10 protein-coding genes are annotated in these 13286 nt (G+C 45.5%); 5 read left to right on the top strand and 5 right to left on the bottom strand.

Features of this window, described 5'->3' with window-relative positions; all coding sequences use genetic code 11:
* The first annotated feature begins 17 nt into the window (after positions 1 to 17).
* The 4 genes from DWX84_RS04800 (at position 18) to nadB (ending at position 7694) form a co-directional block, all read left to right on the top strand.
* Entirely contained in the window at positions 18 to 1019 is a 1002-nt protein-coding gene (locus tag DWX84_RS04800; protein WP_008778948.1) for a FecR family protein, read from the top strand.
* Entirely contained in the window at positions 1016 to 2764 is a 1749-nt protein-coding gene (locus tag DWX84_RS04795) for a RagB/SusD family nutrient uptake outer membrane protein (protein ID WP_048926956.1), read from the top strand. Before DWX84_RS04800 ends, DWX84_RS04795 begins: the two co-directional genes overlap by 4 nt.
* A 16-nt stretch (positions 2765 to 2780) precedes the next feature.
* Positions 2781 to 5969, top strand: a complete 3189-nt coding sequence (locus DWX84_RS04790; RefSeq protein WP_229103475.1) for a SusC/RagA family TonB-linked outer membrane protein — start codon at positions 2781 to 2783, stop codon at positions 5967 to 5969.
* Positions 5970 to 6122: 153 nt separating this feature from the next.
* Positions 6123 to 7694 (top strand): L-aspartate oxidase, encoded by a 1572-nt coding sequence (gene nadB / locus DWX84_RS04785; protein ID WP_008778946.1) that lies wholly within the window; start codon positions 6123 to 6125, stop codon positions 7692 to 7694.
* A 75-nt stretch (positions 7695 to 7769) separates the two neighbouring features.
* On the opposite strand, the gene rbr is transcribed toward nadB, so the two are convergent.
* Positions 7770 to 8348 (bottom strand): rubrerythrin, encoded by a 579-nt coding sequence (gene rbr / locus DWX84_RS04780; protein ID WP_008777696.1) that lies wholly within the window; start codon positions 8346 to 8348, stop codon positions 7770 to 7772.
* A gap of 289 nt (positions 8349 to 8637) precedes the next feature.
* Here rbr and DWX84_RS04775 point away from each other — a divergent pair, with 289 nt between their 5' ends.
* Complete coding sequence (locus DWX84_RS04775; RefSeq protein ID WP_005860327.1) at positions 8638 to 10317, top strand: SulP family inorganic anion transporter; 1680 nt, start codon at positions 8638 to 8640, stop codon at positions 10315 to 10317.
* Between the two features lie 53 nt (positions 10318 to 10370).
* Here the strand turns inward: DWX84_RS04775 and DWX84_RS04770 are convergent, their stop codons facing one another.
* From DWX84_RS04770 to DWX84_RS04760, 4 genes are all read right to left on the bottom strand, one after another.
* Positions 10371 to 11816, bottom strand: coding sequence for a PA14 domain-containing protein (locus DWX84_RS04770; protein WP_048926955.1), 1446 nt, complete (start codon positions 11814 to 11816; stop codon positions 10371 to 10373).
* Positions 11817 to 11920: 104 nt separating this feature from the next.
* Positions 11921 to 12079, bottom strand: a complete 159-nt coding sequence (locus DWX84_RS21600; protein ID WP_005860331.1) for a hypothetical protein — start codon at positions 12077 to 12079, stop codon at positions 11921 to 11923.
* Between the two features lie 68 nt (positions 12080 to 12147).
* Entirely contained in the window at positions 12148 to 12603 is a 456-nt protein-coding gene (locus tag DWX84_RS04765) for a hypothetical protein (protein ID WP_005863718.1), read from the bottom strand.
* Between the two features lie 112 nt (positions 12604 to 12715).
* A complete protein-coding gene (locus tag DWX84_RS04760; protein WP_008778943.1) occupies positions 12716 to 13270 on the bottom strand; it encodes a DUF5025 domain-containing protein in 555 nt (184 codons plus the stop codon).
* Positions 13271 to 13286 lie beyond the last annotated feature (16 nt).

Here is a 13286-nt window from a genome sequence, read left to right as displayed (position 1 = left end):
TTTAGTAAAACAGGAAAATGGAGAATAAACGATTCGAACATATAATTACACGGTATCTGAAAGGCAAGGCGACCCCGGAGGAAGAAGCGGAGTTGCTTCAAGCCATCCATGCCTCAAAGGAATGGGAGGCCGCTTTCCGGAAGCGAACCGCCGAATGGAATCCTTTGGAAGAGACTGAAGCCGATCCGGAAACGGACCGGAAATGGAATCGGATCGCTTCGATCATCACGCCCTCGGAATCTCAATCGCAAACCGAAGAGGCACCGGTTATTTCTTTGGTCTCAACTTCTTCCCGAAGAATATGGTTCTCGATAGCAGCGGTGGTCTTACTATTGCTTGTATCCGGAGTTACCGTCTATTTCTTGAATCAAGGCGGAAAAGCGGGAACAGGAAATGCCGAATGGCAAACGATTATAGCTGAGCAAGAGGATCGTTCGATCCTTTTACCCGATGGTAGTTCCGTTTATTTGAGAGAGAATTCCGAGCTAAGCTATCCGGAGGTATTCGCCTCTTCCGTACGAGAAGTGAAAATCAGAGGAGAAGCCTTCTTTGAGGTTACTCCCAATAGCGAGCAGCCTTTTATAGTTGATGCTTCCGGCTTATCGGTCAAGGTACTGGGAACCTCTTTCAGCGTACAGACCTCCGATCAAGGAAACGAGATCTCCGTGATCTTGGTAGAAGGAAAGGTGAGCCTGAATAATGCGCATGAGAAAGAATTGGTACAGTTGCATCCGAACCAAAAAGCCGATTATTTCGTGAATGACGAACATTATACGGTAACGGAAGTTGATAGTGAACGGCTTACCTCGTGGAGAAAAGGGATCATCTTTTATGATAACGCTTCCTTAGATGAAATCGTACGCTTGATCGAACAAACCTATAAGGTCTCACTCATGTACACACGTCCGGAAAACGATGATCAACGTTTCTCCGGCGCTTTTCTAAAGACACAAAAATTAGAAACCGTATTACAACAAACCAATAAACTCACGGGTACGAACTTGATTCTTATTCAATGAAGAGATACGCGCCACTGCTGTTAACCTTTCTTTTTCTCCCGCTGCTCTTCTCCTGCTTCGATCTGGAAGAAGACCTATACGACCAGCTGGAGAAAGAGGATTATTATACGGATTATGAATCCTTAATGGCCTCCGTACTCCGTCCTTATGAGCATGCGAAATGGGCGGAGACTAATTTCTCTTTCTGGCTGCAAGAGTTATCGGCGGATCAGCTCGTGATCACCCAAAAACGAGAGCATTGGGAAGACGGGGGCGTATGGCGTATGATCCACCAACATACATGGGACACGTACGAGAAAAACAGTGAGCAAATGTGGAACGCTTGCTACGGAGGTATCGGATATTGTAATAATACATTGGCGGATATCCAAGAGTTATCATATGATAACTTCGGACTCTGCGAGTCCGACAAGCGGCAGCATATCGCCGAGCTTACCGCTTTACGGGCTTATTTCCAACTTTTACTTCTGGATGCGTTCCGCATCCCCGCGATCTCCCTCACGACAGAGGAAGAGGTCGGTTCGGCTACCCCACAAGAAAATTTCCACTTTATAGAAGAGAGCTTATTAAACGCCATCCCCGATTTACCCAAAGCACCCTCTAAGAATTACGAGGGACGTATCACCCAAGGAGCGGCGGCCGTATTATTGATGAGGCTCTATTTTAACGCGTCTTGGTATATCAATATACCGATGTGGGAACAGACCGGAGCGCTTTGCGAACGGATTATCAACGGAGAGTTCGGCACTTACTCTCTCACCTCGGAATGGACTGATTTATGGAACGCAGGCAATCAAGATTGTCCGGAACTAATCCGGTCTTATCCCCAGTCCCGGCAAGTAGGGTATGATGATTTTTACTATCTGTTTTTTATGCACTACCAAGCGCCCGAACGATTCGGCTGTGGCAAGGATTTGCCGGCGGCCTATAATGGTTGTCACCTCAGTCCCTCTTACGATCCATCCGGCAAGCCCTACCCTTATACGTTAGGACGCACGTTTTCCAAATTTCCTGATACGGATCTCCGGAAGAAGAACTTCAAGGTACTCTCACAAGGCATTTACGAGGGATTATTCCTCTTCGGACCCCAACAGATATACAATAGCGACCAGCTTCAGTATGGCGCCGAGGAATGGGGAAACTACCCCCTCATTTTCATAGATCAAGTAGCACGTTATTCCGACCATCTATCCGATACGGAAAAGAAAGCACTCACAGATAAACAATTATCTTCCGATACGCCGTGGATCATACGAGATAAAAGATTCACCTCCCTCGCATCCAATATCAAGACCGGCGAGGAGAATACAGGTATCCGTATCGTGAAATATCCGCTTTATCCATCCGGAGACGTGGGGCTGATGGCGAATAATCTGGTAGTGTTACGGCTGACAGAGGTTTATTATACGCTGGCGGAAGTTTCCTTTCGTCTGGGTAATCCAGCCAAGGCCGAGGCGATCTTGAACCAGATACGCAAACGATACTATGCGCCGGAAGACTGGGAACAAGTACGCTATCCGGAAGATGGCTCCGTCCTTACCGCACAGGAATTATTGGATGAATGGGGACGTGAATTTCTAGCGGAGAAACGAAGACGTACCGATTTAAACCGGTTCGGCCTATTCACGACCGGTATCTGGTGGGATAAGCAACCCTCCGATAGTTATCGCCGGTTCTATCCGATACCTGCCCGGGCGATATCGGCCAATCCCTTATTGAAACGCTCGGAAGGATATATCTATTAACCGTTTAATTCACCCTATGCAAATCAAGATATACATATCATTCTTAATAACGGCTCTGTTCCTTTGCGTCCCGCATACACGGGCCCAAGAGATCGAGGTTCCCATCACCTTGAATGAACATGGGACTCAATTAAGGGATGTATTGCGGAAAATAGAGCAACAATCCCCTTATCTTTTCCTATACAACGAGACTCAGTTGGATATGAAACAGAAAATCAATGAGAAAATAACCTCGCCGGATATCCGTAAAATACTAGACCGGCTATGCGGACCGATCGGGATACGCTATGAGATCATGGACGTACAAATCTTGTTGATGCCTAAGATCGATACGGGGAAGCCCAAGCCCTATCCAGTCCCGGTTACGGGTTATATCACGGATGAGAAAGGGTCTCCCATGGAATTTGTCTCGGTAATCGACCTTCTTTCCGGTAAAGGAGGACTAACGAATGAGGAAGGGTATTTCCGCTTCTTTACGGATAAGGATTCGTGCCGGCTACAAATCTCCCATCTGGCCTATAAGCCGGAGCTAAGGACGGTGGGGCCCGATAACCGTCATTTACAGATCCAATTGATACCGGCCGTCTTTAATTTGGACGAGGTGGTAGCGATCGGCTACGGAACCTTGGCACGCAAGGAACTGACATCAGCCGTGGGTTATGTATCCTCGGAACGGTTCTTATCCGGGAAGGTCAACAATCCCATCCAAGGCATCAAAGGATTGATCGCCGGAATGAGTATCTCGGGATCTTCCTTGTCCGATATAAACTCGATACCGGATATACAGATACGGGGCGCCGGGTCTATTTTGGCCGGAAACAAGCCGCTAGTCGTGGTAGATGGGGTACCCGGAGTATCCTTGAATAGTTTATCACTAGCCGAAATCGCCTCCATATCGGTATTAAAAGACGGATCTTCCGCCGCCATTTACGGATCGAACGGGGCTAACGGAGTGATCTTGATAACGACCAAAAGCGGTAAAAGCTCGGATAAGTTGCAGGCCAATTACCAAACCTACCTAGCGGCCGCTCACGAATATAATAGACCTCGTGTCCTTTCGCCCGAAGCCTTTGTAGCAGCCGGGAGAGACGCTGATCTAGGGTACCATACGGATTGGCAAGCCGCTTTGATACGCTCCTGCCCCTTGGAACAAAATCATGATTTATCCATTCAAAACGGATGGAAAAGCGGGGCGTTCCGTATCTCCATGAATTACAGGGACGGACAAGGGCTAGACATTGTATCCTCCCGCCGGGAATACGCCTTACGTACCCATATCAGCCAAAACCTCCTCTCCGGCTATCTGGAGCTAACCGTATCGCTCGCTTACAAAAAACAACATTTGCGCCTAGGTAACCATACAGCTTTCCAACAGGCGATGCTAGCCAATCCTACCGCCCCGATCTATACCGATGAGGAGGAGACGGAGTATCTCTATCCTTCCGGTTTCGAGCGGGATAATCCCGTAGCCTCACTAAAAGAGGAAAACCGGCAACAAGAGAACCAGTTTATGACCGGCTCGCTAACCGCACGGATCAACTGGAGCAAACCTTTTTACTCCACCATTATGCTCGCCGAGAACCGGGAAGAGAGTGAGGAAAATGTCTATTGGACCTCACGGGCCAAAGAATCCGTAGACAATAACCGGAAAGGGCGAGCGGATCGTACCTCTTCCAAATATGTAAACCGGACGCTAGACTGGACCAATCATTACGATAATACGTGGGACCAGCACATGGTCAAAGCGATGATAGGCTATTCATTCCAACGTTGGGATCATTCGGGAATGAACGCCGGAAATGCCGACTTTCCTACCGACTTCTTCACATGGAACAACATAGGCACCGGTTCTTACCTTACCGATGGAAAAGCAACCTTAAGCTCATTCAAGAATTCCAGCAAGTTGATTAGTGTCTTTGCCCGGTTTAATTATTCCTACCGGGACTTATTGATGCTTTCCGCTTCGTTTCGCAGGGAAGGTTCCAGTAAATTCGGGGCGAATCATAAATGGGGCAACTTCCCTGCCCTTTCGGGTGGTATACGCTTGAGCGAGTTACCCGCCTTCCAAACGGAATGGTTGGACGATCTTAAATTCAGAGTTGGTTACGGGGTATCGGGCCGCCATAATTTCTCCCCTTACCAATCGCTAGAGACGTACGCCGGAGCGGGTAAAGTCATGGTAGACGGTAAATGGATACAAGTATTCGGGCCTAGCAATAATCCTAATCCGGATTTACGCTGGGAAAAAAGTCTGCATACCAACATAGGCGCCGAGGCGATCTTACTTAACTCCCGCCTCATGCTCTCCTTGAATCTATTCAAACGTACGACAAAAGATCTCCTGTTTGTCTACAACGCGATCAAGCCTCCCATGATCTATGATAATATCACGACAAACGTAGGCACTATCGACTCCAAAGGATTGGAATGGGAAATGAACTGGCTACCCGTGCGTACCAAGAACTTTCAATATTCGGCAAGCCTCACCGGTAGCCTATTGAGCAGTACGCTGAAAAGCCTTTCCAACAACCAGTTCAAGCTAGGCTATACCTATCTGTATGATCTTCCCACCCCCGGATTACCCGGCCCGGCTATCCGCTTGGAGGAGGGAAAGCCAATCGGCTCCTTTTTCGGTTGGCGCTATGCCGGAACCGACGCCGAGGGTAATATCTTGGTATGGAGCAAAGACGGGAGAAAGATCCCGACCACGGAACGAACCGAGGAAGACAAGAATTTTATCGGCAACGGCGTACCGAAAGTGCAGCTCTCTTTCAGCCATACGTTTACTTGGAAGAATTTTGATTTACGATTGTTTTTCACCTCTTGGCTGGGGTACGACCTGTTGAATCTGAAACAAATGTACTACGGGCTACAAAACGTACCGGTTACCAATCTTTTAGAAGACGCTTATACCCGTAACGACGCCATCAAGGGAGACAAGATCTATTGCGATTATTTTCTTGAGAACGGTAATTTCCTGAAATTAGAAGAATTGACCTTGGGATATAAAATTCCTCTCCCAGACAATAAATGGATTCAATCGTTACGCTGCTATTTCTCGGTAAATAATGTATTTACACTTACCGGATATACCGGAGGCGATCCCGCTAATATCAACGTGAATGGCGTAGAACCCGGTATCGAGACCACTTCCATCTATCCTGTAGCCCGTACCTTCACGCTGGGATTATCCGTCCAATTCTAAAGACCTCCACTGCAAGCCGGGTTGCAGTAACACAACCCGCAAGGCTCTATCCGGGAAACCTGTAGTCAATATTTATTTTGTACGAAAAGCAAGCGCAAAAGGAACAACCTAATCAGTTAATCCCTAACTTTGTGAGCCTAAACAGTAGAAAACATGGTACAAAGATTCGATTACTTAGTGATAGGCTCAGGAATCGCCGGTATGAGTTTCGCTCTGAAAGTAGCCAATGAAGGCAAGAGCGTAGCACTTATCTGTAAAGCCGGACAAGAAGAAGCCAACACATATTTCGCGCAAGGAGGTATCGCTTCCGTAACCAACTTGAAAGTAGATAATTTCGAGAAGCACATAGAAGACACGATGATCGCCGGCGACTGGATCAGTGACCGGGCAGCCGTGGAGAAAGTCGTGCGCGAGGCCCCTGCCCAGATCGAGGCGCTTATCCGATGGGGAGTTAATTTCGATAAGAAAGAAAGCGGAGAATTCGATCTGCATAAAGAAGGAGGACACTCCGAGTTTCGTATCCTGCACCATGCCGACAATACGGGAGCCGAGATACAGACGAGCTTGATAGAAACGGTAAACAACCATCCCAACATCGCCGTATTCACGAACCATTATGCGGTAGAGATTATCACCCAGCACCATATGGGCATTATCGTCACCCGCCATACCCCCGGTATCAAATGTTTCGGTGCCTATGTATTGAACGAGGATACGGGCGAGGTACATACTTTCTTGTCAAAGATAACCGTTATGGCGACAGGCGGTTGCGAGGCCGTTTACCGGAATACGACAAACCCGCTGGTAGCTACCGGAGACGGTATCGCCATGGTTTACCGCGCGAAAGGCTCCGTAAAAGATATGGAGTTCATCCAGTTCCACCCGACCGCCTTGTATCATCCGGGCGACCGTCCCTCTTTCCTCATCACCGAGGCGATGCGCGGATATGGAGCTGTATTGAGAAACCTTGGCGGCGAGGAGTTCATGCATAAATATGATCCCCGTCTTTCCTTGGCTCCCCGTGATATCGTAGCCCGTGCGATCGATAGCGAGATGAAACAACGGGGTGAAGACCATGTCTATTTGGACGTGACGCACAAAGATCCGGAAGAGACGAAGAAACACTTCCCCAATATCTATAAGAAATGCCTCAGCTTAGGGATCGATATCACGAAAGATTACATCCCGGTAGCCCCTGCGGCCCATTATTTATGTGGAGGTATCAAGGTAGACCTAAACGGGCAATCCAGCATCCGTCGCCTATATGCGATCGGAGAATGCTCTTGTACCGGCCTGCACGGTGGTAACCGCTTAGCTTCAAACTCATTGATCGAGGCAGTTGTATATGCCGACGCCGCGGCGAAACACTCATTAAGCGTCATGGATCGCTATGAGTTTAACCAAGATGTACCGGAATGGAACGATGAGGGAACGATCACCAATGAAGAGCGTGTATTGATCACCCAAAGCATGAAAGAGGTAAACCAGATCATGGAAGCGTATGTAGGTATCGTTCGTAGTAACACACGTTTGATCCGTGCGTGGAACCGTCTGGATATTTTATATGAGGAGACAGAGAGCCTTTTCAAACGTTGTAAGGCATCCCGTGAATTATGTGAGTTGCGTAATATGATCAATGTAGGTTATTTGATCACTCGTCAAGCGATGGAACGGAAAGAGAGCCGGGGATTACATTATACGATTGATTATCCGCCGGTTAAATAATTGAAAATTGAGAATTGAAAATTGAGAATTAACATAGTTAGTAATTCTCAATTTTCAATTCTCAACTTTTAATTATCAATAGTTCTGTTTCATCGGTTCGAAATAAGCTTGCGGATGAGCGCATGCCGGACAGTTAACCGGAGCTTTCTTGCCCTCGAATACGAAACCACAGTTGCGACATTGCCACAAGATAGCCTCAGCTTTCTCAAATACCGTACCTGTTTCTACATTATTCAATAACTTACGGTAACGATTCTCATGCTCTGCCTCTACCTTAGCGATCATCTTGAAAGCTACAGCGATAGCGGGGAAACCTTCTTCCTCTGCGATCTTAGCGAACTCAGGATACAATTCAGCCCACTCCTCATTCTCACCAGCTGCCGCGGCGGCCAAGTTCTCAGCGGTTGTTCCGATTACGCCTGCAGGATAAGAAGCGGTAATCTCAACCATTCCACCTTCCAAGAATTTAAAGAAACGTTTAGCGTGTTCCTTCTCTTGCTCGGCTGTTTCCATGAAAACACCTGCGATTTGCTCGTAACCTTCTTTTTTAGCTACGCTAGCGAAAAATGTGTAACGACTTCTTGCCTGAGATTCTCCGGCGAATGATTTCAATAAATTCTGCTCGGTACGTGTACCTTTAATACTTTTTTCCATAATGCTAATTTTATGTAGTAAATTAATGAGTCTGTTTTTTATATCGTTTTTCTTATGACCGATCAAAAGTAAGAATTTGTTTCCAAACATCGATTACGCAAACATTAAATAATATCTATCTCTCAATAGATATCACTTATTTATCAAGGAAAAACTTCTCCTCCTTTATACAATGAAACAACAAATCCTCCTAAATTGTTTACACAAAACCGGAATGCGTCTTTAGATTTTTTGCATCTTCTTTATTTTATTAACTTTGCATCCTCAAATCAAACAGGCAAGAAGAAAAATGAAGAACAAATTTGATTTTCAGCCCAAACTCTTTACGGCGCTGAGAAATTATTCCAAAGAGAGGTTCATGACGGATCTCATGGCGGGTATAATTGTCGGCATAGTTGCCCTACCACTCGCCATCGCTTTTGGTATCGCCTCCGGGGTAAGTCCGGAGAAAGGGTTGATCACGGCTATTATCGGTGGATTCATCGTCTCCCTTTTAGGAGGCTGCAACGTACAGATCGGCGGACCTACCGGAGCGTTTATCGTGATCGTTTATGGCATTATACAGAACTTCGGTATCGAAGGGCTTGCCATCGCTACCGTCATAGCGGGTATTATTCTGGTATTGATGGGCGTGTTGAAGCTCGGTACCGTGATTAAGTTTATCCCCTACCCGATTGTCGTAGGTTTCACGAGTGGTATCGCTATCACTATCTTCACGACACAAATGAAAGACTTATTTGGATTGACTATGGATAAAGTCCCCGCCGATTTCATCTCTAAATGGATCGCATATTTCGGGGCGTTCGATACGGTTAACCCTTGGGCATTCGTTATCGGTATCATTAGTATCCTGATCATTACGTTAAGCCCGAGGCTAACGAAGAAAATTCCGGGTTCCTTGATCGCTATCGTCATCATGACGATCGTTGTTTACATTATGCGTAATCATTTGGGTATTACAGGTATCGAGACGATTGGAGACCGGTTTACTATTAACGCTTCCTTGCCAGCCCCGGCTCCGATCACGTTTAATATGGAAACTATCAACTTATTGCTTCCCTCCGCCTTTACGATCGCTATCCTTGGGGCTATCGAGTCTTTATTATCCGCTACGGTAGCGGATGGTGTGACAGGCGACAAGCATAATTCAAATACGGAACTAATCGCCCAAGGTGCGGCGAATATCATCGTTCCTATTTTTGGCGGTATTCCCGTGACCGGCGCCATCGCCCGTACAATGACCAATATAAATAATGGTGGACGAACTCCGGTTGCCGGTATTATTCACGCCATCGTATTATTATTGATTTTGCTTTTCCTCGGACCGCTTACCAAACACATTCCAATGGCTTGTCTGGCTGGCGTATTGATCATCGTATCCTATAATATGAGTGAGTGGCGTACGTTCCGTTCCTTGATGAAAAACCCGAAAAGCGACGTATCCGTCTTGTTGGTGACTTTCTTCCTGACGGTTATCTTTGATCTTACGATCGCTATCGAGATCGGCCTTCTGATCGCCATGTTATTTTTTATGCGCCGTGTGGCTGAGACCACGCATGTATCCGTCACCACGGATGAGATCGATCTTTCCGACGAGGGCGAGATTCATCATGACGAGGAAGTCCTCTCCCTGCCTAAAGGTGTAGAGGTATACGAGATCGATGGTCCGTTCTTTTTCGGCGTAGCGAATAAGTTCGACGGCATCATGAAAAGTATGGGAGATAAACCGAAAGTCCGCATCATCCGTATGCGTAAGGTTTCGTTCATAGATTCTACCGGTCTGCATAACTTGGAAAGTCTTTTCCGTCTTTCCGAGGCAGAGCATATCCATATGATACTTTCCGGGGTCAATGAACATGTACACCGTGTATTGACAAAATCCGGATTCGATAAGAAGATTGGCGCAGAAAATATTTGCAGTAATATCAATGAGGCAGTAGAGAAAGCGAAAGCTGCCGTACAAGACTAAGATACTATCAGACAGTGGGAGACGCAGCATGCTGCGTCTCTACAACTGGATATTTATTCCGGTAAATAATACCAGTCCTCTGGTAAGACAGCTTCCTTTATTTTACGGCTGGAAACCCCGACCTCCAAGGCCTCGCCCATATAATCCTCGAAATACAAAACACGTAATTCGTGGAAACCAGCGTCTAACGCCACCTTTCCTTTCGCTATACGAGCGTTATGCGAGCCATCATTATCAACAATAGCTTTCCCGTCTATAAATAGTTTGGAACCATCATCCGAATACGTATAAAAGCGATATACACCTTTTTCAGGGATATTTATCAACGTACGGAACTCATAAGCGAAATGATCCTTGGCCGGAGCCTCCTGAATAGAGATATTTTTCATCGTACCCTCTTTCACTTTTGTCCCGGAAACGATCTGATCCGTATGTTTAAATTTACCTTCATAATAGGTATAAGCTACCCCGTGCTTTTTAGGTTCTACCGTTTTGGCGGGTAAGAATTCCATCGTTTCCTCATCCTTAGAGGTCAGGCCAGACGGATAATAATACGTATATTCCTTTCCGGACGAGGTACGAATCCATGAATCAAACTCAAACTTGCCCTCACGCAATTCAATGATACGGCCACCCCGCTCGAAATCTCCATAAGCGTCCCATCCGGATACACGCCCGAAAGCTAGCCCCACATTATATAACATTCCTATATAATCGTTATCATGATCGTGCCCGGCAAAAGTAGCCATCACATCCTTCATTTCCACCAAGGAAGCGAAGAAGCCCGTGTTGATCTTGGGAGAGGCGATTCCCTCTTCTTTCTGTCCTAATGTAGTCTCCGCCCCAACGATCTCATTATATTCCAACAGAGGAATATGGAAAAAAGCCAAGGCTGGCAACGGTTTGCCGCCATTTTCCTTGGTATAGCGCATACTTTGCTCACGATACCAATGGATCTGGTCGAAATGAATCCAATCATACGTGCCATAATCCTTCAGCGTAGGATAATCGTTGGAGTCGATACAATACAATAAGGCCGCCGGTTTCTTTCCGTCCGAACTGTAGACCGGTACCACATAGTTTCCGGCTCCATGGATATCACCCGGTCCCTTCTCGCCCATAAAATAAGGTGATTTACTAAGCATGGCATAAATCTCGTCCTTGGGGACGATCTCCGCGTCATGATTTCCCATCATGACCGTAAACGGTATCTTGGCCTCCTCAAAGATCCCGATCACCGACTTCCATCCTTCCAAACCGGGGTTTGCTGTCACCACGTCGCCCGTCAGCATTGCCACATCCGGATTCTCCGCCTTTAATACGGATTGTATCGTAGCGACTGTCTTAGCGCATTTAGATGATTTCTGATCCCAATGAATGTCTGTAAATTGGACGATCTTGAATTTCCCATCCTTGAAAGCAAGCTGTTTTTGTGCGAATAAGCTCATCGGGGCGCAAAAGCACAACAAGGCTATCGCTAATAAAAAAGTCTTTTTCATGTTCTTCGATTTAGTAATTGGGGGCTAAGTTATAAAAAAAAGAGAGCGATGTATAAAAACAGGCTCTCTTCTTTATGTTAAATGCCACAATGAAACCCTTGCTGTCAAACAAAAGCTATATACATATCCGCAAGCCGGGTTTTCCTGTCAAAATGCGGGATCTCTTTTACTATTTTCTCACAATCCTCAAGGCTCATTCCTCCTTTAGGTTCCCCCCAGTACCAAAGTTTAGGGGTATTCTGTTTTTTACTTGTTGACTCCATAATTCTCGTTGTTTTTATCGTAAGACAGGAAACGCTCAAATACCCCTATCCTCAAAATATATAAAAGATTAAAATAATGTGAATTTATATCCAACCGACAACCCCAATTTCAAATCCCGGTCATTGACACAATTCTGGAAATAGTTCACTCCCACATAAAATCTTTTTACCTCTATACCGGCCGCCGCCGTAGCTCCCAGATTCCAATATTCACCACTACCGGTGTAAGCACCCGCATTTAATCGGAGATTCACTTTATCGCTCAACGGAATATGAAAAGAAGCATACACGGGTACAAAAAAATCAATATTCCAATCATCTCCATATGAAAACGAATTCCCTGCGGTATGCAGCAACAATCCCGTTTGTATAGAAAACAACCGTGATTGTGGAAAGTTTATATACGCCCCCGTCTGAAGCCCCCATCCATCTCCTCCTAGTATTCCGGTACGAGCTTCTATATCAGCGGCCTGCGATCGACCAAAAGATAAAAGCAATATTAACAGAACAAACAACTTCTTCATTACTTACAAGGTATTAATATTAATATTTAGATTGAATAAAAGTTCGACATATCATGATATAGAACTCCCATTCAATCTAAATATTGCTTCTATATCATTATTCGGCTCCAAGTTAGTGTATTCCGAATATAGCATCTTTTATGACGATCGAATCTTCCGAATTCTCTATATTATATAGGATGCCTTCCATCTTCCCTTCAATATAAGGGGTACCACTTCCCTCATGAAAACGAATACTATCCACTTGTATCCGAAATGAAGATTTCAGTGGATGATACACTATTTTAGCGTCATCTTTCGTGATCCTAACAGTAGATTCTATCTCTTCATTCAATAATTTACCCTTATCGATCAGATATTCTCCTTCTCTCAATGGAATCAATGAGATCCTCAGCATAGGATAAGGATAGTCAGAGATATGCACTCCTAATGGTATCTCCCAATAGAAACCGCTTAAATCGGTATTTACCTCCTGCCAAAAATTTCCATGATCAATAAAAGAATGAGAGTTCGACTGATTAGCTATAGAAATATCTTGACTATTCACCTTTCCTTCAAAGTACCCCAAATAGTAAGGAGTTTCTTCAAAAGAAATATCTTCACCTTTATTACAAGATATAGACAAAAATAATAACATACTAAATAAAAAATAGATTACCTGTTTCATATTACAATAATTTTAT

It is taken from the genome of Parabacteroides sp. AF21-43 (assembly GCF_003635435.1).
Taxonomy (GTDB): Bacteria; Bacteroidota; Bacteroidia; order Bacteroidales; family Tannerellaceae; genus Parabacteroides; species Parabacteroides distasonis.
This window is presented reverse-complemented; position numbering and strand designations above follow the sequence as displayed.

What these genes read in the sequence shown, in the direction of transcription:
- DWX84_RS04800 (WP_008778948.1), top strand. Translation starts at nt 18, where the DNA reads ATGGAGAATAAACGATTCGAACATATAATTACACGGTATCTGAAAGGC.
- DWX84_RS04795 (WP_048926956.1), top strand. Translation starts at nt 1,016, where the DNA reads ATGAAGAGATACGCGCCACTGCTGTTAACCTTTCTTTTTCTCCCGCTG.
- DWX84_RS04790 (WP_229103475.1), top strand. Translation starts at nt 2,781, where the DNA reads ATGCAAATCAAGATATACATATCATTCTTAATAACGGCTCTGTTCCTT.
- nadB (WP_008778946.1), top strand. Translation starts at nt 6,123, where the DNA reads ATGGTACAAAGATTCGATTACTTAGTGATAGGCTCAGGAATCGCCGGT.
- rbr (WP_008777696.1), bottom strand. Translation starts at nt 8,348, where the DNA reads ATGGAAAAAAGTATTAAAGGTACACGTACCGAGCAGAATTTATTGAAA.
- DWX84_RS04775 (WP_005860327.1), top strand. Translation starts at nt 8,638, where the DNA reads ATGAAGAACAAATTTGATTTTCAGCCCAAACTCTTTACGGCGCTGAGA.
- DWX84_RS04770 (WP_048926955.1), bottom strand. Translation starts at nt 11,816, where the DNA reads ATGAAAAAGACTTTTTTATTAGCGATAGCCTTGTTGTGCTTTTGCGCC.
- DWX84_RS21600 (WP_005860331.1), bottom strand. Translation starts at nt 12,079, where the DNA reads ATGGAGTCAACAAGTAAAAAACAGAATACCCCTAAACTTTGGTACTGG.
- DWX84_RS04765 (WP_005863718.1), bottom strand. Translation starts at nt 12,603, where the DNA reads ATGAAGAAGTTGTTTGTTCTGTTAATATTGCTTTTATCTTTTGGTCGA.
- DWX84_RS04760 (WP_008778943.1), bottom strand. Translation starts at nt 13,270, where the DNA reads ATGAAACAGGTAATCTATTTTTTATTTAGTATGTTATTATTTTTGTCT.